Genomic DNA, 20,921 nt, shown 5'->3' with positions numbered 1-20,921 from the left:
GGCGGGCTGTCCCGGTGGCACGCCACGCTCAACAGACGGTCACTTTTATTTGCCGGGTACACAGGAGCGGTGCAATCCGCCCTCTGCCAAAAAACACCACTGGGGCCCGCAGCGGAGCGTTGAGAGCATTTAGGCTAACCCGCCTGAATGCCTCACGGGCACGTTAAAAGGTGAGAACGATGAACCCTGACGCTTTTTTGCCCCTTGCGGGCCAGTTTTATCGCGCGGTGTTATCTGAGAATGCCCGGGCTGTCCTCGCTGCGCCCGGGCTGCAAAGTGCTGGTCGTTATCATCGGCAGGGGCAATCAGCGTTATATATGAGCCCCAGGCCTGAATGGTCTGTAATCGCGGTTTCAGGTTACATGCGGGAAGATGGCTTACCGCGCGTGCTCATTCCGCTACGCGTGATGGGGGCCAGGGTTGTCGATCAGCGGGATAAAGCGCGTTGTCTGCAAATGGGAATTATCCCTGAGCTATCGAATCGCCCCTGGCGTCCCGCGCTGCAGCAGGGACAAACGCCGGACGCCTGGGAAAATGCGGACAGAGCAAGAGCATTAGGCGCCGATGGGATAATTGACTGTTCCCGTATGATTCCCGGCGGTTGGCACCTCTGTCTGTTCCGCTGGAATACAGATAATGCGCCATGCGTTGCGGTATGCGGCAAACCTATTACGATCACGCTTTCACAGAATGGCCCCAAATGGGGATTATAACGGGTGCAGTGCAGCCGAAAACCTCCCCTCTGAAACCCTTCAGACAGGTGAATAACATGAGAACCGCTTCTCTGCTGCTGTGCTCGTTCCTCCCATTAATGGCCCTGGCGACAGCGCCAGATTATCCGGGATGCGACCTCAATGTGCAGCATCAGCTGATGGCGGCGCCAGTTGGCAGCATGACAGACGTGCGTGAGGCGCACATTGTTATGCGTGCCGATGTCCTACAGGCCGATATCGGCAATGCCCGGAAAGCGCGCCAGCTCACGCAGCCAGAAGCCCGCGCGCTGTGGCAGGACATTGCACAGGTGCGCAAAGACAGTGCCCGGTGGGTGAAAGTCCAGGGGTTTTTAAGTGCGGCGGAGCGGGCCAGTTATGACCGCGCGCTGGATCGCGTGGCGGTGCAACTCTGTAAACGCGGATGAACCCTGACAAATTAATGTTTTGATCAAAATGGATAATCTGATTTCACTGTCAGTAGCCTTAAAAACAACTAAAAAAGCAATGCTTTTCTATTTTCATAATTCATATTTATAACGCCGTTCACAATTATACGCTTTTCCACTCTTTAACCGAAAATACCCTACTTTAGCTTTACTAAAGCCTGTGTCCGGAAATCACAGAAAGGATGGACGTTATGCTCGCTATCCCTGCCGATATTTGCGCCCGGCACGTCACGCGCTTTAACCGGCATTTCCCTGCCAGACTGTAAACATGCCCCTCAGAAACTATTTTTTTATTTATGAATGTTTTTAACGAATCAATGTGGTTTGGGGGCTTTACTATGTCGTCATAAAACCGGCCTTTCGCCAACCGCGGCATCATGCAATGCGACCGGCGCAGGGTACGCCTTAAAATCACATCCGCAGGTAAAATGCCGCTGGCGGAGCTGGAAACGATCGGATTTTTCACAAGCGGAGGTCAGGTGCAATGAAATAATTTCGAAAAAGGATAATATTATCCGGAATAATTATTAACCGTGTGGTTTGTATCAAGTCATAATTTTTAGACATGGGCGTCATCATAACGAACGCGTGCTGTGCGCGCACGAATCTATATTGGGAATGTTATCACTTTGAGAAGAAAGCAGATGCCCTTAAGAATATTCGTCTCAATTAATATGTAACTCTGATGTATTTTACTTTTCGATCTTTAATTCTACATTTTTACACTTTAATGAGATAATAAACTATAGTTTAAATTTATCTGGTTTTATCTACTTTGCGGCAAGATTAAATTAGTATTAAAGATCGTATATACATTTAATTTCTTTATTTTGTTTGTAAATCAAAAACTCCAATGCATAATTGGCTTTGCCAGTTTTAAGGTGTGTTATTAATTAATTTCTATGCTTTTGTTAAATGTATAAATATTTGTTAAATAGATATTGATCTGTTTGATGATATTTATTTGTTATTGCATTAATCAATTAACGGGATTAAATAGGTATGAAAATTAATAAAGTTGCAGTGGTTTTGATGCTTGCTCTGGGAATGGGCGCAACAGGTGCGCATGCGGCCAATCAGGGACAGGGAAAAATCACTTTCCATGGTCATATCATTGATGCTGCATGTTCCATCGGGAGTGACAGCGAAAAACAAACTGTTGAACTGGGCCAGATTTCAGCTCGACAGCTAGAAGATCAAGGAACATCCAGCCCAAAAGTTTTCACTATTGATCTGGAAAACTGCCGCATGAACAGCACCGACGATGGCAATGGTAACACTGTTATCACCTCGCCAACGGTGAAAGTGACCTTCGGTGGAACGGCTGCAGTAAAATCCGATGGCTCCACAGATAATAATAAGTTCGGCATTATGGGCACCGCATCCGGTGCGGGCGTGGTGATCACCGACGCGTCCAGCGCAATTATTCCCGTTGGCGGTTCCAGTGAAGCCCGTACCTTAATTGAAGGCAATAATACGTTGGCATTCTCTGCCTATCTGCAGGGACTGGACGACAATAATGCGATTAAATCCGGTGAGTTTACCTCGATTGCTGACTTTACGTTGGCGTATGACTAAGAGCTGATCACAAACGTTTCCCCTACCCGGTCAGCTCATGACCGGGTAGGGGAGTTATCTACAGGCATAAACAGGATGCATATTGTTTATTTGCGTTTGACGCTATTCATCTTTTTTATTTGCCATTTCACTGTCCAGGCGTCCCCGATTAAAGATGAGGGGCAGGGCCGTGTTTACGTTAATGGTCAGATTCTGACATCGGCGTGCAATATTCATACTGAAGATGTCTGGCAAGAATTTGTGTTCGATTCACTTACGCCGCATATCGTAGAGAATAATAATGGGCTCAATGAAAAACGATTTTCCATTCGCTTAGTGAATTGTGATCTTAGAGACGAAGATAAATGGCGAAGCATAGCGTTCACCTTTTCAGGTGAGGCGGTTTCTCACGCGCCCTCTTTATTTTCGCTAAGGGGCGAGGCCAAAGGGATTGCACTCAAAGTGACTGACAGTGACGGCGAGCAGGCATTGCCGGGCATACCTATGCACAGCGTTGTCCTGAGTCAGAATGAACATCAGTTTGATTATGTTATGCAGGTGGTTCCGGATGGAAAAGTCTATATAGAAGGCGACTGGGCGGGTGCAATACGTTTTATGCTGAGTTATCAGTAAATCCCTTTCTTGCACGATTCGCTATAACAAAAGATAACGTAAATGGGTAAACCACAACTATTACATCGATATTGTCTTTTTTTTAGCGTTTTAATAACGATGTCGGGTTATTGCGGCGATACACGCGCTGTTGAATTTAATACTGACATTCTTGATGCCGAAGATCGAAATAATATTGATTTATCCCGTTTCGCCCGTGCGGGTTACATCATGCCGGGTACCTATAGTCTCACACTTCGGTTGAATGAGCGGAATATCATTGAACAGGAGGTGGTGTTTAAAGAGAAGAAAGGTGCCGAAGAAGTGCAGGCCTGTCTGACGCCTCAGCAGGTTGAGTTACTCGGTCTTAAGCACGATGCGCTGGCAAAGATAAGCTTTGACCATGATGACGACTGCGCTGATTTTTCCGCGCTGGACGGTGTCAGGCTGCGCGGCGATCTTTCAACCTCGTCGCTCTATATTTCGGTACCCCAGGCCTGGCTCGAATATCAGGATGCCACCTGGCTGCCGCCTTCACGCTGGGAGAATGGCGTACCGGGGGTAATGCTGGATTATAACATCAATACCAGCTTCACCCGTCCGGTACACGGCAGTCAGTCACAGCGAGCCAGTGCCACCGGTACGCTCGGTGCAAACAGCGGCCCCTGGCGTTTGCGAGGCGACTGGCAGGCTAACTACAACAAGACAGGCGGCTCCAGCGGTGGCACGACCCAACGTATCGACTGGAGTCGCTTTTACCTTTATCGCGCGCTGCCGTCGCTTATGGCGAAACTCACTCTGGGTGAGGATTATCTTCGATCGGATATTTTTGATACATGGCGCTTCACCGGCGCGTCATTGGTCAGCGATGAAAGCCAGCTGCCCCCCAGGCTGCGCGGCTATGCGCCGGAGGTGAGTGGCATTGCACGCACCAATGCCAAAGTCATCATCAGCCAGCAGGGACGGATCATTTACGAAACCATGGTGGCGGCAGGACCGTTCCGCGTGCAGGAACTCAGCAGTGCGGTGAGTGGGCAACTGGACGTAAAGGTGGAAGAGCAGGACGGTAGCGTACAACACTTTCAGGTCACCACCGCCACCGTGCCCTATCTGACCCGGCCGGGCCAGGTGCGTTACAAGCTGGCCACCGGGCGACCCTCCGATTTCCACCACCATGTGCAAGGGCCGACATTTGGCACCGCCGAAATATCATGGGGCGTGGCTAACAGTTGGTCACTGTATGGCGGGAGTATTTTCTCTGCGGACTATCACAGTCTGGCCATTGGTGTGGCGCGTGATCTTTACCGGTTTGGTGCGCTCTCAGCGGATATCACCCAGTCTGCAACATCGTTACCGGACAGGGGACATTTACAGGGCCGTTCCTACCGTTTGAGTTATTCAAAGCGCTTTGACGACTTCAACAGCGATTTGACCTTTGCGGGCTACCGTTTTTCCGAACGCAATTACATGACCATGACGGAGTACCTTGACGCGCGCTATCGCAATGGCGTAACGGGCAGCAGTAAAGAACTTTATACCGTTACGGCGAGCAAAAGTTTTACGGATCTCAACCTTTCTGCCTACCTGAGCTGGTCTCACCAGACGTACTGGGATCGCCCGCGTGCCGACCGTTACAGCCTTTCTGCCAGTCGTTATTTCGATCTGAACCGTTGGCGCAATCTGTCCGCCACCGTTTCCGCCGTGCGAACGCGCGATTACGGCCGTAAGGATGATGCGCTCTGGCTAACGATAAGTGTTCCTTTTGGTCAGGGGACGGCCAGCTACAACGGCAACTGGAGTCAACAGACTTACAGCCAAACCGCAGGATGGTATGAACGCCTGGAAAACGGTGACAGTTATCGCCTGTCGGCCGGAACGCGAAGCGGAAAAAGCGAGAGCATCACGACCCAGGCGAGCGGGCTGTACAGCCACACAGGAACGGCTGCAGACATCACCGCCAATCTGGGCTGGCAGCAGAACGGCTATACCTCAGCGGGCTTGTCGATTAGCGGCGGCCTGACAGCGACCAGCGAAGGGGGCGCGCTCCATGGCAGCAGCGTCAGAGGAGGCACCCGAGTGTTGGTCAGCACTGATGGCGTGGCGAATGTGCCGGTGGGCCGTAATGGCATGACCAACCGATTTGGCCTGGCCGTGGAACCCTCCGTACCCGGCTACTATCGCGCCACGGTCAAGGTAGATGTGAATCGGTTGCCGGATGACATCGAAATCAGTAGCGCGCCCGTTGCGGAAGTTTCACTGACCGAAGGGGCGATTGGTTTCCGCCGTTTTGACGTGCTCAAGGGCGCGAAAGTCGTGGCGACTGTCGCGATGGCTGACGGCACTTTTCCTCCTTTCGGGGCCAGCGTGCGCAATGCAAAAGATCAGGAGTTAGGCATGGTGAGTGAAGCGGGCTTAGCCTGGATTTCAGGGGTTAAACCCGACGAGGTGCTGACGCTGTTCTGGAGCGACAAGGCACAGTGCCGGGCAACGCTTCCGTCACTCATCCCCGACAGTCAACTGCTGCTGCCCTGCGAGTAACCTTCCCATGCAGCCTGTCTGGGATCTGAAAGCAAACGTATACAAGGTGCAAACGAGATGATGAAAAGACGCAAGGATAGGTGGGCATTACTGTTGATAACGAGTGTGCTGGCGACGTTGGCAGGGCAAACAGCGCAGGCCGCCATTGCCCTTGACCGCACGCGCGCCATTTTTAACGGAGGCGAAAAAAATCTCATCCTGAATATCAGCAACGACAATCAGAAAGAGCCCTATCTGGCTCAGGCCTGGCTGGAAGATGCACAGGGCAATAAGCTCACCAACTATCTCAGGGTCACGCCGCCCGTGCAGCGCGTGGAGCCGGGCGCAAAGAGCGTCATTCGCATTACCGCGTTGCCCTCTTCCGCCTCGCTGCCGCAGGACAGGGAAAGTGTGTTTTATTTCAGCGTCCGGGAAATTCCGCCGCGCAGCGACCGCGCTAACGTGTTGCAACTGGCCCTGCAGACCCGAATCAAACTGTTCTATCGACCAGCCAGCATCACCCCTGAGCGCTTCAGCCGCCATGATGATCAGTTAGTCCTGCACAAAGTGAAAGGCGGTTTCCGCGTGGAGAACCCAACACCTTATTACATGACGTTGCTGGGGATTATCAGTAAAGGCAACCGTGCTGTTGAGAAAAGCTTTGTGCCCGTCATGATCGCCCCGATGTCGAGCGAGACGGTGAAGTCCTCGGTTTCCCGCGATCCGCAAATTATCACCATTAATGATTTTGGTGGAAAACCTGTTCTGCCCTTTCTCTGCCAGGGCTCGGTATGTCGGGCCGATCCCGTGGCCGTCACTCAGCACTGAATAAGGAGACAGAATAGTGATAGTGCGAGCGTCTGAACTCTATGTCGGATGGAAACACATGATGGCAATAACCCTGATCGCAGTGCCGCTGATATCCACGTTCCCGCGAGCTCACGGACGGGAAGCCCGGTGGGAAAATACGCTAAGAGGAATGTTGCAGGCCTCAGGCTCATTGATCACCTCGCCCTGTGTATTAATGCCGGAATCTCAGGTTCAGCATATTACGCTCAGCCCTGTTGCGTTAGCGGCGTTAAACAAGACAGGCGATGTCACTGTGCCCGTGGATATTCATCTCGTACTGGATCACTGTCCCAGCGGCGCCCGGCATTCTGGCACCCCACAGGACCTGCGCCACAGGTTATGGCTCGCCGATCAGCGCTCAGTCAGACTGCGTCTCCTCGGCGACAGGGCCAATGATGATGCGCGATTTTTCAGCATAAAAGGCGCATCCGGTCTTTCTCTGCGCATGGAGGATCCTTTAGGTAACCTCCTGATTCCCGGCCTGTTAAGCCAACCCGTTCCGCTTGCCGAGGGGCGCAATGACCTGGTACTCAAAGCACAGCTCTGGCGTAACCGCGATCCGCTGGAAGCGGGCGAGTGGCAGGCCGTTATCAACATTGGCATGGAGTACGAGTGATGGAGAACCTAATCCGTTTTCGTCGCGCGGGCAGTGGTTTGCTGATAGCGATTGGCCTCACGATGTTCACCGCGCTGCTGCTGGTCAGGGCGAAAGCGGATGCGGGATCAACGGACGTTGTGTTCCGCGGAACGCTGCTTGCCGTGCCCTGTCTGGTCGACATGGATTCGGTGGATCAGACGGTAGCCTTCTCGCCCATCGTCGCCCGGCACTTTACCACCAATCATCAGTCCTATCCGGTCGACTTTTCCATTGCGCTAAAAGAGTGTGACCTGTCTGTCGGCTCGCAGGTAAGCGTCACGTTTTTTGGCGATAAAAACGCCGTAAATCCTGCACTTTTTGCGCTGAATGGCACGGTGGAAGGGTTGGGGCTGGCGGTCAACGATGCTCAGGGTAACGCGGTACTTCCCGGTGTGCTTCAGCCGCCTGTTGAACTCACCGACACGGAAAATCGGCTGGAGTGGCTGGCCCGATTGCAGCGTACGGCCGCAAATGGCGAGGTCACGTTAGGGGAATACAGTGCAATGATCACCTTTCAGTTGCAATACGAATAAAACAGCACCGTTACTGCCGCCTTGTAGTCAAGGCCGCAAAGCGCACAGCATCAGGAGGTACAGCCGTTGAATATCTTCAGCTTGTTAGATCAAGGCCATCAAGCCGGTACTCAAACTCATCCGGCCAGCGTGCGCGGCCGGGTACTGATCAGGGAGGTGATATGCGTAACGAACGCCTGAAACAACAGTGCCTTGCCGTGCTGGGCACCGCCAGGGACGTGGACAAGGGACTGTCCACCCGAGACATCGCTGACGCGCTGGATATTAGCGTGTACAAAACCCGATTGCTGTTGCTGGATCTTGAGAAAGAAGGGCGGGTCAAGGCGCTGCCGCGTGAAAAGCCCTGGCGGGGGGCGGCCCGGCGCTGGGCGGGTCGTTGATGACTGGCACAAGTGTGTGTTCAAACGCCTTCTTCCAGCTTGGGCTTGAGGCGATACAGCAGGCGCTGTCAGACCATTTGGGCAAGCAGATTCGCCTTCAGGGATTCTACTTTCCGACGATGCAAGCGCTGCTCGCCTGGAGCATGAATCCACGGCTCGCAAAGGGATGCATGATTGTGATTGCCGGCAGTAACCCGGTGCTGTCGGTGTTAAGCGGCCTGGTGGATCCGAAGCGCATCCTGCTGTCAGACGCGGGCGAATCCCGGCAGGCACTGATGGAGAAACTTTACATCAAGGCGCGATGCGCGCACCTGAAGGTGCCGGTAAAAAAAGAGGCCATTTACCTGACCCGGCGTGAAGTGATCTATATGCGCGCCTTTATACAGGGCAAACCACACCAGTCACACAGTAAACGTGACAGCGGTATTCGACTGGCTGTGATGAAGAAAATTGGGGCAACAGGGCCGGTTTCTCTGCTGATTCGTTTTCGCCTGTTGCGCGGCCTTAAAAGCGATTACCTGCTGAAACCTGCCCGGTTAGCGCACGGGCAGGCGGTGGAACAGCGCGGCGGCATCCCGCAGAACATCACGCCGACTGCGCAAAGAGACAGGCGTTGCCTCGGGCAGCCGGAAACACAACAGGACATTTTGCTATGTGGACAAAAGCGATATTGATAAAGCTCTGGGCCATTCTGGCGCTGGCAGGCAGTGTGAATGCCCATGGCGCGCTGACGGTTGATCGATCGCGCCTGATCCTTAATCAGGGGGAAAAGTCGATCAGCCTGAACGTAACCAACCGCAATGAAAAAGATCCCTACCTGGCGCAGGGCTGGATGGAAGATGTAGACGGAAAAAAAATCAGCGGTCCGCTGATGGTATTGCCGCCGGTGCAGCGTGTTGAAGCGGGCGGCAAGACGCTGGTGCGTATTCAGGTTCTCCCGGCCATCTCGTCGCTGCCGACAGACAGGGAAAGCGTTTTCTACCTTAATCTGCGGGAAATACCGCCAAAATCGGCTAAAGCCAACGTCCTGACGCTGGCGATGCAGATCCGGCTCAAAGTCTTCTATCGCCCTAAAGGACTGAACGTGGATCCGATGTCAGATACGGTCCCCGGCACGGAAACCCTGACGCTGATTAAGCAGGGAAACCAGTATGAAGTGCACAACCCAACGCCCTACCATTTTTCCTTCGTCGAAGTCAGACGAAGCCTGACCGGAAGCGGACTGGCACGTTTTGAACCCGTCATGGTGGCACCGAAAAGCCGCCAACTGCTCAGTCCGACCGTCAGTGAGTTAGGCAGCACGCCGGTTCTGATGTTCGTCAGCGATTACGGCAGCCAACGGTTGTTGCCGTTTATTTGCAACGGCAACACCTGCCAGGCAGAGAAATCGCGCATACCGAATGAGATTTCCTTTAGGCAACAGCAGGCGGAGCGCAATGAAAGCTAAATTCAGGCTGTGCAGCCTTCTGCTGCTGACTGCATTCATGGCGAGCAGCGTACAGGCAGAGGTTAACAATGGGGATATGACCACGCTGACCATCCGCGGCATTCTGGTGGAGACGCCGGAATGCGTGGTCAACAACCAGGAACCCATCGAGGTGGACTTTGGTGAGGATGTGGTGATTAGCCGAATAAACGGCGTTGATTATAAAAAGACACGAATCATGTACAGCCTGCTGTGTACATCCCTGGCTAAACAGGGGCTAAAAGTCACGATTATCGGCGAACCGGCTGCGTTTAATACTTCGCTGCTTGCAACCAGCAAATCGGCACTGGGTATTCAGTTAATGCATGAGAATGCCGCGCTGTCGCCGGGCAGCAGCGTTGCATTCAATTATAACGACGGCACGTTGCCCGAATTATGGGCCGTGCTGGCAGTACAGAACAACGCTCTGCCCACGGCCGGTACCTTTACAGGTAATGGAACGATGGTGTTTGAGTATCAGTAAGGAGCCAGCATGCACCCTGTTTATCTTCCGCTCGTGTTTAGCGCCGTATTCTGCTTGCCGGTTAACGCAGCCAGTGAGAACCCGAAGGCGGATGTGACGTTTCGCGGCACGCTAATCGAACGTATTCCCTGCACCGTTAATAACGGTGACACCATCACGGTGAATTTTGGTGATGATGTGATGACAACCCGGCTGGACGATGACAACAGCAATGTTTACAGCCGGGAGGTTGTGGTTCCGCTGGACTGCAGCTCACGCGATGTGCGGTTGCGCATTGATGGCATCACCTCGGCGTTCAACCCTGAACTGCTTGCCGGTCATCAGGCGGGATTCGGTTTTCGCCTGATCTATGGTGACAGAACGATGCCACTCAACGACTGGATCCAAACGAACGTCAGCGCGCAGGGCATGCCCGATCTCACCTTTACCGTTCGGCCCGTCAGGCAGGAGGGCGTAACGCTCAACGGCGGAGAGTTCAGCGTCGTCGCGTCTTTGATAGCGAATTACCTGTAAACATGGAACATCATGACAAATCAAGGAGTCAGGATGCCTGGTTATGAAGGATATGCGAAAGGTCGACATCGGTGGCCCGGAATACGGGTGGGCAGTCTGCTGTTGGGGGGATTAGCCCTGATTGCACCCGATGTCTACGCGAACAATCTTGCGCTCAAAGGAACGCTTATCACCCCGCCGTCCTGCATCCTTAACGGAGACAGCACGCTGGAAATCAGCTTTGGGGAAAGCATCAGAATTAAAAGCGTTCCCGATGGTCTGTATCGCCAGGCCGTTAACCCGGGGCTGGAGTGCGATAGCAGTAATCTGGCATGGAACCTGGTGTTAACCGTCGCCGGTACAGCGGCAGGATTTGATAACGAGAGCGCAACGGTCGTGACCGCAGAGCAGGCGGATCTGGGCGTGAAACTGTATATCGACGATGCGGCGTTTGAACTCAACAAAGCGTACAAGGTGAATGGCCAGACGCTACCGAAGATAGAAGCCGTGCTGGTTCAGCGTGAAGGTGCGGAGCTGGATGAAGGCGATTTCACGGCCAGGGTAACGTTACGCGCTGAGTTTCAGTGAAAACGGCGGGTGCCTTAACTTGAAAGGTGACGCCCACGCGGCGCGGTTTTCACTCAAGGCGCCTCTCTGTCGCGAATCCTGTGGCGAAAGGCGGAGCTTAAGGCCTTTTGTAATGAATAGTCTGTGAGGAAACCTCATGCGTTTTTTTTATTTCCTAACCAGCGTGTTTTTTCTGCTGTTTTCGTCATGCCCGGTGAAAGCCTTATTGCATGAGAATGCACCTTTCCCGATTTTTGTGGGTAACACGCAAAAAGTGCCCGGCACACAGGTCGAATTTCATGTCGGACGCGCCACGAGTTACATCGATCCCCATCAACCTCACTACGTTACGGCAAACTCAGGGATTGCGATTTATTTTTACTGGTGCACACAAAGTGGTGGCAGTTGTGCAGGCCCCGGGAATACCAGTGTGCCACCCGAAAATATCATTGCTCGCGGGGAAGGCTGCCCCACCGATGACATACATCAATTTATCGATTGTCTGCATGAGAAAATAGATCCAGGCGGGCAATATATGGCGACCGTCCCTGACAATGTGGGGTCAGATTCGCGGCTGACGCGCGGCCGGGTTTGTTTACGCTATCTCAATGATGTTAATTCGGTGCTCGGCACAACGTTTACCTCCAGTTATAACTCTTGCAAGTTATCGCCGCCGACCCAAACCTGGTGCGCGATGGAAACTCCTAATGTGGATATCGATTTTGGCATAGTCCATGTGGGAGAGGCTGAAGGACAGTCGCGGGAAAAGGATATCAGCGTGTATTGCTCGGGACCGGCCAACTATATTATCGATCTGACAAGTGAAGATTCCTCTGTCCCTTTAAGTAACGGCATGAAAGCCGAATTAACTATCGATGGGCAGTTGATACAATCCCAAAGGCTGGTTTCAACGGAGCAAGGCTCAACGACTTATAAGCTGCAAGCGGAATTGAAGGGGCAACCTGTGGCAGGGGCTTTTAACAGTACAGCAATACTGTTTATTTCCTACCCGTAATCGTGCTGGCAGGATTGATATTTACCGGGCCTGACAGGGCACAATGTTGAACGGGCCATTCTGGTCGGATCTAAACGCCTGTGGGAAGCCAGGCCTGTTAATCATCGCCCTCTGAGTCAGGGTAACAGGGAGCAACTGTTTTCACGCTGAATGCGCCCACTCATGGGCGCTGCATTTTAACCACTCAATGAGGCTGAGATGTCAGCTAAATCCCTGGCGATCCCCGCCATCCTGCTGGGCAACGTTATGCAGAACCATGGCGGCGGCCCCAAATGCGACGGTATCCGTGGCGGAGATATCCGGCAGGCAGATCTCGGGTTGCACGACACGGCTGCCCTTTAAGCTATCCAGCCTGGAGAAGTCGAGCCAGACCGCGAGCCGTTCACGAACGCTTTGAGGCAGTGTTCCCCCCACATAGATCGCCGCAGGGGCAAGAACAGCGTTCAGCATAAAGCCCAGACGGGCGATTTCCGGGCCTGTTCGTTCGATCCATTCGTCGAGAACGCTGACGTTTTCAGTAAGGAATCGCTGCCAGATGTCTTGTGAGCGCCCATCCGGTATCTGGCCGAGGCGATGCTGACACCATGCCGCAAGGTCAGTAAAGGAGGGGCGGGGCCTGTCGAGTGGCAGTAACAGACCAATTTCGCCCGCGTTGCCAAGATGACCGCGATAACGCTGTCTACCCAGAATAATGCCGCTGCCGACGCCTTCTGACAGATAGAGATAGAGAAAGTCTTCATGATTAGCCGCATTACCCAGTGCCATTTCACCCATCGCTGCAGCATTGGCATCATTCTCAATTAACACCGGACAGCCCAGCGCCTGCTGAATGGACTCGAACAGTCCGGGTTCATCCCAGGAAAGCACCTCGGGAGCCAGATGAAGGGGAGCAACGCCCCGCTGGAATCGCGTGGGCATGGCAATGCCTGCACCAATCACTAAAGTATCCGGAATGTGGTTTCTCTCAAGCAGGGCTCTGTGCCCCTTCTGAATCGCTGATCGGGCCGTGGCGAAGGTATCGTAAAGGCCGCGCAGCTCAATTTCGTCAACCCGCTTCCCTGTGAAATCAAGCAGCATCAGCGTAATGGAGAAGCGGCTGGCATGAACTCCAACGGCATAACCAATGGCGGAATTCAGCGTGAGATCAATGTGCGGAGCGCCCCGGCCAGACGGGCGACGCGCCCCTTCGACGATGATCCCTCGCCTGATGAGATCGCGGGTCATCATGCTGACGGCCGCCGCTGTTACGCCACAGCCCTCGGCGAGCTCGGCACGCGATGCGGCGTGGTTGCGACGCAGATAACGCAGCACCGCAGACTGCGTTGTTCCGATTCCTTCCCAATGCTTCGATGAAGTCAATGCCGCTTCTCCCTGTCGTTGTCGCGTGGTCATGAACCTGTCATTTAAATAAATTAACTTACTTAAATAATAGGTACAACGGGAATAAAAACCATGTCGAAAAAACGCACTCTCCTGGCAAGCGTAATGATTTCCGCGCTCTGTGTCGGCATTGCCCATGCCGAAGAGATCACCATCAAACTCTCCACGCTTGCTGAGCGCAGCGCACCCAACCGCATCACCAATATTGAAGATGCCGCCGACATCATGAACAAGCAATTCAAGGCTGCGGGTGTCGATAAACATATTGTGATTCAGGCCAACAGCAGTGCGGTCAAAGGCTGGGACGACTTCGCGATGGACATGCTGAAGGCGATGTCCGTCGGGCAGGGGCCGGATATCTATGTACTGCCTCATGAGTGGATTGGCCAGTTTGCTAAGGACGGTTATGCCTTGCAAATGAACGATAAGATCGCTGCTGCGCCGTGGGTCTACAGCGATATCCTGCCTGTGCTGTGGGATGCAGCAAAAGCAAACGATGGCAAGATTTATGGCATACCGCAGGATGCCGAAATACGCATGTTTTTCTACAACAAAGATATGTTGAGAAAAATCGGCAAGGATGAAGCTTTTATTAACGCTATCCCTGCCAGGGTGGAATCCGGTGATTTTACGCTTGACGATCTGACTGCGCTGGCCAAAGAGGTCGTGGACGGTAAAGCGGCCCAGTATGGCATGCTGCACCGCCCGAACGTGGGTATTGATTATCTTATGGTTTTTCAGTCATACGGCGTGAAATTTATGGATGAGAAGACCGGCAAACTCATCTTCCCCAAAGCGGAAATGGCCGACGCCCTTGGCTGGTATGCGCGTAATGCTAAGCAGGGCGTTACGCCTGTCGATAATACGGCGATGAGCTGGGATGCCATTCAGGGTGCGTTCAAGCAGGAGAAGGCGTTTATTTTCCACCAGGGCGTTTGGGCGGTAGCCTGGCAACTGGGTGACAAAAATGGGGCCGTCTGGCCGTCGGACAAAGACGGTTATTTTCATAAGATAGGCTGGATTCCTGCTCCCGCGGCCAAAAAGGGCGGCCAGCCCTCAAACCTGTCGCATCCGCTTCTCTATACGGTGAATGCCAAAAGTAAAAATGCCGACATCGCTGCCGAACTCGTGGCACTGGCAACGTTGCCCTATTTTAACAACGAACATGCCGTAACCTCCTATCACACCGCCATCAGCAACGCGCAAACGGCGATGCCGAAATACCGGGATAACTGGGTGTTGTCTGCTGCCTCGCCCATGATGGCGCATGCGAAGTTCGTGCCCAATCAGACGCAGTTTGGCAGCTACAACAAGGTACTGTTCAGCGGCCTTCAGGCCGTGGAAACAGGGAAAATGACCGCAAAACAGGCCGTGGATTTTATCGCTGAAGAGTTAGAACTGCAGTTCGGCGACGATATAGAAATCCGTTCGTCCGTTGCCAGCAAATAGGGTTTAGCCCGCCCAATGCGATCGTTAATATTGAGGGAGGTGAGATGATGTCGCAGTTCCAGCCACGGGCGCACCGACCCGCCCGGCCCGTCTTCTATCTCGCGCCCGCTATCGCGCTGTTGGTCGTTTTTTTCCTGGCGCCCATCATCGTCAATACCGTTATCGCCTTTACCGATATGGGCGCGAATCTTCGGGTCGGTCAATTTACACTGCATAACTTTGAGCGGATTGTGTCGCGTGATGCGCGTATTCCTGGCGTGCTACTAACAACGCTGATTTATGTAACGGCGACGCTGTTTCTTTTCAATGTCGGGCTGGGTGCGCTGCTGGCTATCACATCAACGACAATCCCTGACCGACTCGGGAATCTGTTTCGCGGTCTCTGGCTTTTGCCGCGCATGTCACCGGCCGTGCTCTACAGCATTCTGTGGATATGGGTGGCCGATCCCACGCCGTCCGGTTTGCTTAATCAGATAACGGGTTCCTTCGGGCTGCAGCCGATGAATCTGCGCAATGATTTCCCCTTGTTTCTGATCGTGGTGGCAAATGGCCTGGTCGGCGCATCCTTTGCCATGGTCATTCTGACGTCAGCGATTCGTTCCATCCCTTCACATCTTGCCAATGCGGCACGGATAGATGGGGCGAGCGAGTGGGGCGTGCTGCGTTATGTTGTGGCCCCCGCGCTGTCTCAGCCCATTCGATTTATTACGATCTATCAGGGGCTCTCCCTGATGACGACCTACGAATACATTCTGCTCATCACCGGGGGCGGTCCCGTTTACGACTCCACACCTTATGCGCTCTACATCTACCGTCGTGCCTTTGAAAATGGTGCTTATGCCTATGGTGCGGCCCTGGCGCTGGGGTTGATGGTGATCGGCGTCGCCGCGACCTTAATACAGTGGCGTGTCAGCAATATGCGCGCGACATTCGCCGCGCCGAAAATCGAGGTATTGTGATGTCACTCGTCCAAACCACATCGGTTGCCACATCGAAATGGGCCCGTCTTGAACGCAGAGGTACCGTCAATCGTGTCGGCTTCCTTTCTGTGGTCATTCTCTTCCTGACGCTGATTTCGGTTCCGATCCTGCTGCCTTACCTCTGGCTTCTTGCGAAATCCCTGACCACCTCTGATGCATCTATCAGTCGGCTTGTTCTTTGGCGCACCAGCGCCATTGCGGGCGTGGCTTATCTCGGCGCGATCGTGCTTGCTTTTATGGCAGAGCGCTTGCGCAGGCCGGTATTGTCCTGGAGTGCGCTCGGCATCACCGTGCTGCTCCTCGTGATGATCTTTCTGATGCCCTATCTGACGTTGCACAACTACCGGTTTCTCTGGCTGCGGGATATCGCGAATACCGGCACAACGCGTGTGGATCTGATGCCGTCGGTCTGGACGGCACTGGGCAGCTCCCTGATCTTTGCCGTCTCTCAGACGCTGATTGTGACGATCGTCGCCACGCCAGCAGCCTACGCGCTATCCCGCTTTGCCTTTGCCGGCCGGGAAAATTTTCTTCGCGGTTTGCTGCTGTTACATGCTTTCCCCGCGCTGGCACTCACCATCGCCATCTTTATCCAGCTCCACTATATGGGCCTGCTCAACCATCTCTCCGGCGTGGTGATGGTCATGAGTGCGCTGGAACTGCCCTATGCGATCTTTATTCTTAAAGGCTTTTTTGACGGCGTGCCCTGGGATATTGAGATGAGTGCGGTGACTGATGGTGCCACCCGTTTTCAGGCCTTCCGCATGGTGGTGTTGCCCCAGGTGCGCAGCGGACTGATTGCGATCGCCACCTTTACCTTTCTGCGCGGTTGGGAGGAGTACGTCTTTGTTCAGACATTACTCATCGACAAAAGCCAGATGACGATGAGCCTCTACCTCTTCTTTGTTGCACAGGACAATACCGGCGCGGATTACGGCATGATCGCCGCCGTCGGCATTATTTACCTGCTCCCCGTGCTCGTTCTCTACACCTTCACGCAGAAATACATCACCCAAATGAGTTTTGGCGGTATTAAGGGATAATTGTCATGGCCTCGATCACTCTCAACAATGTCACCAAAAACTGGGGCGAGACCCAGGTCCTGAAACCGATCAATCTTACCATTGAGAACGGCGAATTCGTCGCCATCCTCGGGCCATCTGGATGTGGTAAATCAACGACGCTGTTTCTGCTGGCGGGGCTTTATGCGCCGAGCAGTGGTGAGATCGCGTTTGACGGTCACAATGTGAATCGCATTGATGCCCGCGATCGTAATGTCGGTATCGTCTTTCAGTCTTATGCGCTTTACCCGAATTTGACGGTGCGTGAGAACATCGCGTTTCCGTTGCGCTTTAAAAAATTAGATAGAGATCAAATCGCCAGGCGCGTGGAAGAAGCGGCCAGTCTTGTACAAATCAGCGCACTACTCGATCGACGTCCGTCGCAGCTTTCAGGTGGGCAGCAGCAGCGCGTGGCGCTGGCTCGCGCCCTGGTCAAGGAACCGAATATCCTGTTACTTGACGAACCCCTTTCTAACCTTGATGCAACACTCCGTATCACCATGCGGACAGAGCTTAAGAACCTTCAGAAACGTCTTGGCTTCACCACCTTGATCGTCACTCATGACCAGATGGAAGCCATCACCATGGCCGATCGGATTATCTGTATGAATCAGGGCGAAATCGTCCAGATCGGTACGCCCGAGGATCTTTACCGACGTCCTGACGATCTCTTTGTGGCAGGATTTATCGGCTCGCCGCCCATGAATCTGGTGAAGGGGCAAGCCCTGGGGCGCTTCCTGCAACTGGGACAAATGTCACTCGAACTGAATCACGGATACGATGGCCCCGTCTGTTTTGGTCTGCGTCCAGAGGATATCAGCCTGGTTGCCCCTGATGATGCGCCGCTATGTGGAGAGGTGATGACCGTTGAGCCGATGGGACGCGAAGTGTTTTACACGATCGACACGCCAGCCGGCAGGCTCCATGCACTGGAATACGGTGAAGCAGTGCGTCATGCGCCCGGTTCCCGAATCGGTATCGCATGCCAATCCGCGCTGACCCTGATTTTTAATTTGTCCGGTAAACGCATCGTCGATCTTCATGCCAACCTCTCCGTATTCTGCCATCCCGGCAAACATGTCCATGCTGCCAGCTAACAGGAAATTACCCTAATGACCCGAATCGTCTCACACCGTGGCGCCAACCATTTCGCGCCAGAGAACACCTTCTTTTCCGCAGACCTGGCGCTGGAACAGGGGGCTGATTACATTGAGCTGGATGTGCGAGAAAGTGCCGATGGCGTGCTCTACGTTATCCATGATGAAACGCTGGATCGTACCACTAACGGCACCGGCCCTGTGGGTCATGCTTTATCGCGCGATATCGATGCGCTGGATGCAGGAAGCGGGTTCGACGAGCGCTTTAAAGGTGCCATGGTGCCGCGGCTTGATGCTTATCTTGAGCATTTGCGCGGTCGTGCGGGCGTTTATATCGAGCTGAAATACTGCGATCCGGCTAAAGTAGCTGCATTGGTACGGGATCTCGGTATGGTCCGTGACACATTCTTCTTTTCGTTTTCCGAGGAAATGCGCCGCGGTCTTCAGGCCGCCGCGCCGGACTTTCGTAAAATGATCACCCTTGATATCGCGATGTCGCCCTCTCTTGTGAGAACCGTCCATCATGCATCGCTCATTGAGTTGAGCGTAGAACAGATGCGTAATCGAGCCATCCTTGAAGCGAGCCGTCAGGCCGAGCTTGAAATCATGGTTTATTACGGTGGTGACGACATAGCAATTCATCAGGAAATCGCGGCGGCGGGCGTCGATTATATTAACCTTAATCGGCCGGATATTTTTAGTACAATACGTAATCAAACAGCCATGTAATATGATCGAATAGCGCACCTGAAGGTGTTTTTCATTGGGAAGCACCTTTAGAACGTCGAAGCAAAATACTGCTTTGAAATCAAAATAATCTCGATGTTTGAATTGGACGAAGGTAGTGCAAGGTTTTTACAATGAAGAGAATATTTGGATAGTGAATTCTGATTTGATAAAAGTGTATTTCCAAAGGATGTAATTTGTACGCATAAGCGAAAAGATGTTTAACGTAAATGATTTTTTAAATGGTGCTATTTTTTATTATTACATTTAAGTTTTATATATGCATGCCGAAAAATATTTTCTTTTTTATATGCTAATTTCAATTTGAAACTCATTAAGGGTGAAAAAGGAAAAGCGAAAAATATTCTGACATTCTCTATCTTTAGATATTTTTGAGAAGGTTTTAGCTTGGTGGCTATATCTTAATTGTGTGATGAGTGTCATGGTTTTTTTGTTCAGGCAAGGTTTTCATTCTGTCTGAAACGATCTGAAAAGTTGCCCTGGATGTGCTGAATTTTTATAAAGCAACCAGGTTATATCTATTTTTTAATTTTCAATCTTTATTAAAAGCAATGATTTGACGTAAAGAAAAGAGCTTGGGAGTGATATGTTTCTTTAAATACATTGATATATGATTGCTGTGCTGGATTACTCCTATAAAAGAATTCGATGATAATTCTCCGTCAACAGAACATGTGGCATCTTAACTTTAAGCTATGATATGATAAATTTAATACCATATCGACTCAGGGCGCACTGAATGAACGATTTTGAGCAAAAACTTCTCGATAACGGTTTTTCTGCCAAGAATATCGGTAAACTCAAAAGCATCATTAACAAAGATGAATCTAAAAAAGAAACACTTCAGAGTCTCGTGATTGATCTTAGCAAACGCTTTTGGGGAGGGGTCATTGCTCTGGTTATTTTGGCTCTAATTGGATTGAACGGCATTTTTAATGCAGACTCTTCAAATGCCATCCCATACATCATCGTCCTGACTTTCGCTTTCTTCGTGGTGTATTTCGTCACGCCTCTTAACTTAGCCTGGAAATCATACAAATTTATCAGGAAGAATAAACATTAGTTCTGTGCAGGATTGTTTTTCATTTGGTAAAGGTTCATACCTATTCCAGTTCCCTTGTGTATAGCACCCAAACCTTTGAGAGCGAGTGCTGGTTTACTCAGAAGCTGGACTTTGCGATAGTGATCGGTTGGTAGATATTTGTATAACCTCCATGCTTCAGGTTTTAGGGTAAGCTTGAAAAGGCCATAGTATGATGTTGTCAGGTCCACGACCTGGTAGGTTAACAATCCTAAGCGCTTATCAAAACCGAGAAAATCGGCTGCGTCTTCATATTTATCTCTTACTGGGTTAGATGGGTGAGGCACACCACTTAGCTTACCTATACTCTCAATCCCAGAACCCACACCATTCATCACCAGGGCTGAGCCTGCCACTACTCCGATAACATTGCCTGTTGTTACAGAGCCTACGATTAGACCAACCCCTGCAACAATTTGCATGCCACTCAGCACGACGCCGATACCGTCAATGACATACCCAATGACTTTTTCATGGTCATGGTAAAACTGCACAGAAGACGATACGACAGCTTCTCCTGTTCTGAGCATCCTGTCTTGAATCTTCAAGTTTTGGGTTTCCTGCTTGAGATTTTGGATGCACTCCTGACATTTGTCATCCGAGGTAGCAGTGCGGATGGTTTGAAGCTGCGAGCGGCTAAACTCTCGCACTTCATCCTGAAACTTCAGGCGAACAAGGGCATCCTTGAGATGGAACTGTGAGAGGGATGTTGCCACATTGACTAAGTGGTTGGCCTCCAGGCTTGCCATAGTCAGAAAGTAGCTTGATTGCCTGTTTCTGTCCCAGTAGTTGTCCATAACGATACCTTTGTTTAGCAGGATTTATCGAATATTAAAGTAGCGTGGGTTAAGAAACAAAA

General features: G+C 52.1%; 23 protein-coding genes. 21 read left to right on the top strand and 2 right to left on the bottom strand.

The annotated features are described in order from the left end of the window. Nucleotides 1–179 precede the first annotated feature (179 nt). The 15 genes from EL29_RS11805 (at nt 180) to EL29_RS11735 (ending at nt 12,267) form a co-directional block, all read left to right on the top strand. A complete protein-coding gene (locus EL29_RS11805; protein ID WP_029571443.1) occupies nt 180–713 on the top strand; it encodes an RES family NAD+ phosphorylase in 534 nt (177 codons plus the stop codon). 56 nt (nt 714–769) lie between these two features. Next, nucleotides 770–1,138: a hypothetical protein gene (locus EL29_RS11800; RefSeq protein WP_235193315.1), complete on the top strand. Its 369-nt coding sequence runs from the start codon at nt 770–772 to the stop codon at nt 1,136–1,138. Between the two features lie 1,023 nt (nt 1,139–2,161). Continuing rightward, nucleotides 2,162–2,737 (top strand): fimbrial protein, encoded by a 576-nt coding sequence (locus EL29_RS11795; RefSeq protein WP_013026604.1) that lies wholly within the window; start codon nt 2,162–2,164, stop codon nt 2,735–2,737. A 75-nt stretch (nt 2,738–2,812) separates the two neighbouring features. Next, nucleotides 2,813–3,349, top strand: coding sequence for a fimbrial protein (locus EL29_RS11790; protein ID WP_013026603.1), 537 nt, complete (start codon nt 2,813–2,815; stop codon nt 3,347–3,349). A 42-nt stretch (nt 3,350–3,391) separates the two neighbouring features. Beyond that, nucleotides 3,392–5,866, top strand: coding sequence for a fimbria/pilus outer membrane usher protein (locus EL29_RS11785; RefSeq protein WP_152548270.1), 2,475 nt, complete (start codon nt 3,392–3,394; stop codon nt 5,864–5,866). Between the two features lie 57 nt (nt 5,867–5,923). Next, nucleotides 5,924–6,673: a fimbrial biogenesis chaperone gene (locus tag EL29_RS11780; RefSeq protein ID WP_013026601.1), complete on the top strand. Its 750-nt coding sequence runs from the start codon at nt 5,924–5,926 to the stop codon at nt 6,671–6,673. A 58-nt stretch (nt 6,674–6,731) separates the two neighbouring features. Further along, the gene (locus EL29_RS11775; protein ID WP_217268014.1) at nt 6,732–7,310 is read left to right on the top strand and encodes a fimbrial protein; all 579 of its coding nucleotides are present in this window, start codon (nt 6,732–6,734) and stop codon (nt 7,308–7,310) included. Beyond that, the gene (locus EL29_RS11770; protein ID WP_028715431.1) at nt 7,310–7,864 is read left to right on the top strand and encodes a fimbrial protein; all 555 of its coding nucleotides are present in this window, start codon (nt 7,310–7,312) and stop codon (nt 7,862–7,864) included. Before EL29_RS11775 ends, EL29_RS11770 begins: the two co-directional genes overlap by 1 nt. A gap of 161 nt (nt 7,865–8,025) precedes the next feature. Beyond that, nucleotides 8,026–8,244, top strand: coding sequence for a FaeA/PapI family transcriptional regulator (locus EL29_RS11765; protein WP_014605330.1), 219 nt, complete (start codon nt 8,026–8,028; stop codon nt 8,242–8,244). Continuing rightward, the gene (locus EL29_RS11760) at nt 8,244–8,918 is read left to right on the top strand and encodes a hypothetical protein (protein WP_014605331.1); all 675 of its coding nucleotides are present in this window, start codon (nt 8,244–8,246) and stop codon (nt 8,916–8,918) included. The genes EL29_RS11765 and EL29_RS11760 overlap by 1 nt, the downstream gene beginning before the upstream one ends. Then, nucleotides 8,897–9,691 carry a fimbria/pilus periplasmic chaperone gene (locus EL29_RS11755; RefSeq protein ID WP_014594226.1) on the top strand — a complete coding sequence of 265 codons (795 nt, stop codon included), beginning with the start codon at nt 8,897–8,899 and terminating at the stop codon, nt 9,689–9,691. The genes EL29_RS11760 and EL29_RS11755 overlap by 22 nt, the downstream gene beginning before the upstream one ends. After that, a complete protein-coding gene (locus EL29_RS11750; RefSeq protein ID WP_014605332.1) occupies nt 9,681–10,193 on the top strand; it encodes a fimbrial protein in 513 nt (170 codons plus the stop codon). The genes EL29_RS11755 and EL29_RS11750 overlap by 11 nt, the downstream gene beginning before the upstream one ends. 9 nt (nt 10,194–10,202) lie before the next feature. Continuing rightward, nucleotides 10,203–10,706, top strand: a complete 504-nt coding sequence (locus EL29_RS11745) for a fimbrial protein (RefSeq protein WP_028715430.1) — start codon at nt 10,203–10,205, stop codon at nt 10,704–10,706. Nucleotides 10,707–10,739: 33 nt separating this feature from the next. Then, nucleotides 10,740–11,273 (top strand): fimbrial protein, encoded by a 534-nt coding sequence (locus EL29_RS11740; protein WP_015699804.1) that lies wholly within the window; start codon nt 10,740–10,742, stop codon nt 11,271–11,273. A 136-nt stretch (nt 11,274–11,409) separates the two neighbouring features. Beyond that, complete coding sequence (locus EL29_RS11735) at nt 11,410–12,267, top strand: MrpH family fimbial adhesin (protein WP_015699805.1); 858 nt, start codon at nt 11,410–11,412, stop codon at nt 12,265–12,267. A gap of 201 nt (nt 12,268–12,468) precedes the next feature. On the opposite strand, the gene EL29_RS11730 is transcribed toward EL29_RS11735, so the two are convergent. After that, a complete protein-coding gene (locus tag EL29_RS11730; RefSeq protein WP_042676770.1) occupies nt 12,469–13,659 on the bottom strand; it encodes an ROK family transcriptional regulator in 1,191 nt (396 codons plus the stop codon). Between the two features lie 60 nt (nt 13,660–13,719). Between EL29_RS11730 and EL29_RS11725 the strand changes: the two genes are divergently transcribed. The 6 genes from EL29_RS11725 (at nt 13,720) to EL29_RS11700 (ending at nt 20,044) form a co-directional block, all read left to right on the top strand. Continuing rightward, entirely contained in the window at nt 13,720–15,096 is a 1,377-nt protein-coding gene (locus tag EL29_RS11725; RefSeq protein WP_014594220.1) for an ABC transporter substrate-binding protein, read from the top strand. Between the two features lie 44 nt (nt 15,097–15,140). After that, complete coding sequence (locus EL29_RS11720; RefSeq protein WP_200870531.1) at nt 15,141–16,055, top strand: carbohydrate ABC transporter permease; 915 nt, start codon at nt 15,141–15,143, stop codon at nt 16,053–16,055. Then, nucleotides 16,055–17,119 carry a carbohydrate ABC transporter permease gene (locus EL29_RS11715; protein WP_022623454.1) on the top strand — a complete coding sequence of 355 codons (1,065 nt, stop codon included), beginning with the start codon at nt 16,055–16,057 and terminating at the stop codon, nt 17,117–17,119. Before EL29_RS11720 ends, EL29_RS11715 begins: the two co-directional genes overlap by 1 nt. Nucleotides 17,120–17,124: 5 nt before the next feature. After that, entirely contained in the window at nt 17,125–18,234 is a 1,110-nt protein-coding gene (locus EL29_RS11710) for an ABC transporter ATP-binding protein (RefSeq protein WP_022623453.1), read from the top strand. Nucleotides 18,235–18,249: 15 nt separating this feature from the next. After that, nucleotides 18,250–18,963: a glycerophosphodiester phosphodiesterase family protein gene (locus EL29_RS11705; protein WP_014594217.1), complete on the top strand. Its 714-nt coding sequence runs from the start codon at nt 18,250–18,252 to the stop codon at nt 18,961–18,963. Nucleotides 18,964–19,720: 757 nt separating this feature from the next. After that, complete coding sequence (locus tag EL29_RS11700; RefSeq protein WP_028715427.1) at nt 19,721–20,044, top strand: hypothetical protein; 324 nt, start codon at nt 19,721–19,723, stop codon at nt 20,042–20,044. Here EL29_RS11700 and EL29_RS11695 read toward each other — a convergent pair. Next, nucleotides 20,041–20,859, bottom strand: coding sequence for a DUF4225 domain-containing protein (locus tag EL29_RS11695; RefSeq protein WP_013026585.1), 819 nt, complete (start codon nt 20,857–20,859; stop codon nt 20,041–20,043). The two genes, EL29_RS11700 and EL29_RS11695, sit on opposite strands and share 4 nt — an antisense overlap. Nucleotides 20,860–20,921 lie beyond the last annotated feature (62 nt).

The organism is Pantoea ananatis LMG 2665, assembly GCF_000710035.2.
GTDB lineage: Bacteria > Pseudomonadota > Gammaproteobacteria > Enterobacterales > Enterobacteriaceae > Pantoea > Pantoea ananatis.
Note: the sequence above shows the minus strand (reverse complement) of the source record. Positions and strands in the feature narration are given on the sequence as shown.

What these genes read in the sequence shown, in the direction of transcription:
- EL29_RS11740 (WP_015699804.1), top strand. Translation starts at nt 10,740, where the DNA reads ATGCCTGGTTATGAAGGATATGCGAAAGGTCGACATCGGTGGCCCGGA.
- EL29_RS11780 (WP_013026601.1), top strand. Translation starts at nt 5,924, where the DNA reads ATGATGAAAAGACGCAAGGATAGGTGGGCATTACTGTTGATAACGAGT.
- EL29_RS11730 (WP_042676770.1), bottom strand. Translation starts at nt 13,659, where the DNA reads ATGACCACGCGACAACGACAGGGAGAAGCGGCATTGACTTCATCGAAG.
- EL29_RS11710 (WP_022623453.1), top strand. Translation starts at nt 17,125, where the DNA reads ATGGCCTCGATCACTCTCAACAATGTCACCAAAAACTGGGGCGAGACC.
- EL29_RS11720 (WP_200870531.1), top strand. Translation starts at nt 15,141, where the DNA reads ATGATGTCGCAGTTCCAGCCACGGGCGCACCGACCCGCCCGGCCCGTC.
- EL29_RS11765 (WP_014605330.1), top strand. Translation starts at nt 8,026, where the DNA reads ATGCGTAACGAACGCCTGAAACAACAGTGCCTTGCCGTGCTGGGCACC.
- EL29_RS11745 (WP_028715430.1), top strand. Translation starts at nt 10,203, where the DNA reads ATGCACCCTGTTTATCTTCCGCTCGTGTTTAGCGCCGTATTCTGCTTG.
- EL29_RS11795 (WP_013026604.1), top strand. Translation starts at nt 2,162, where the DNA reads ATGAAAATTAATAAAGTTGCAGTGGTTTTGATGCTTGCTCTGGGAATG.
- EL29_RS11770 (WP_028715431.1), top strand. Translation starts at nt 7,310, where the DNA reads ATGGAGAACCTAATCCGTTTTCGTCGCGCGGGCAGTGGTTTGCTGATA.
- EL29_RS11755 (WP_014594226.1), top strand. Translation starts at nt 8,897, where the DNA reads ATGTGGACAAAAGCGATATTGATAAAGCTCTGGGCCATTCTGGCGCTG.
- EL29_RS11715 (WP_022623454.1), top strand. Translation starts at nt 16,055, where the DNA reads ATGTCACTCGTCCAAACCACATCGGTTGCCACATCGAAATGGGCCCGT.
- EL29_RS11700 (WP_028715427.1), top strand. Translation starts at nt 19,721, where the DNA reads ATGAACGATTTTGAGCAAAAACTTCTCGATAACGGTTTTTCTGCCAAG.
- EL29_RS11750 (WP_014605332.1), top strand. Translation starts at nt 9,681, where the DNA reads ATGAAAGCTAAATTCAGGCTGTGCAGCCTTCTGCTGCTGACTGCATTC.
- EL29_RS11775 (WP_217268014.1), top strand. Translation starts at nt 6,732, where the DNA reads ATGATGGCAATAACCCTGATCGCAGTGCCGCTGATATCCACGTTCCCG.
- EL29_RS11760 (WP_014605331.1), top strand. Translation starts at nt 8,244, where the DNA reads ATGACTGGCACAAGTGTGTGTTCAAACGCCTTCTTCCAGCTTGGGCTT.
- EL29_RS11790 (WP_013026603.1), top strand. Translation starts at nt 2,813, where the DNA reads ATGCATATTGTTTATTTGCGTTTGACGCTATTCATCTTTTTTATTTGC.
- EL29_RS11800 (WP_235193315.1), top strand. Translation starts at nt 770, where the DNA reads ATGAGAACCGCTTCTCTGCTGCTGTGCTCGTTCCTCCCATTAATGGCC.
- EL29_RS11735 (WP_015699805.1), top strand. Translation starts at nt 11,410, where the DNA reads ATGCGTTTTTTTTATTTCCTAACCAGCGTGTTTTTTCTGCTGTTTTCG.
- EL29_RS11725 (WP_014594220.1), top strand. Translation starts at nt 13,720, where the DNA reads ATGTCGAAAAAACGCACTCTCCTGGCAAGCGTAATGATTTCCGCGCTC.
- EL29_RS11705 (WP_014594217.1), top strand. Translation starts at nt 18,250, where the DNA reads ATGACCCGAATCGTCTCACACCGTGGCGCCAACCATTTCGCGCCAGAG.
- EL29_RS11785 (WP_152548270.1), top strand. Translation starts at nt 3,392, where the DNA reads ATGGGTAAACCACAACTATTACATCGATATTGTCTTTTTTTTAGCGTT.
- EL29_RS11695 (WP_013026585.1), bottom strand. Translation starts at nt 20,859, where the DNA reads ATGGACAACTACTGGGACAGAAACAGGCAATCAAGCTACTTTCTGACT.
- EL29_RS11805 (WP_029571443.1), top strand. Translation starts at nt 180, where the DNA reads ATGAACCCTGACGCTTTTTTGCCCCTTGCGGGCCAGTTTTATCGCGCG.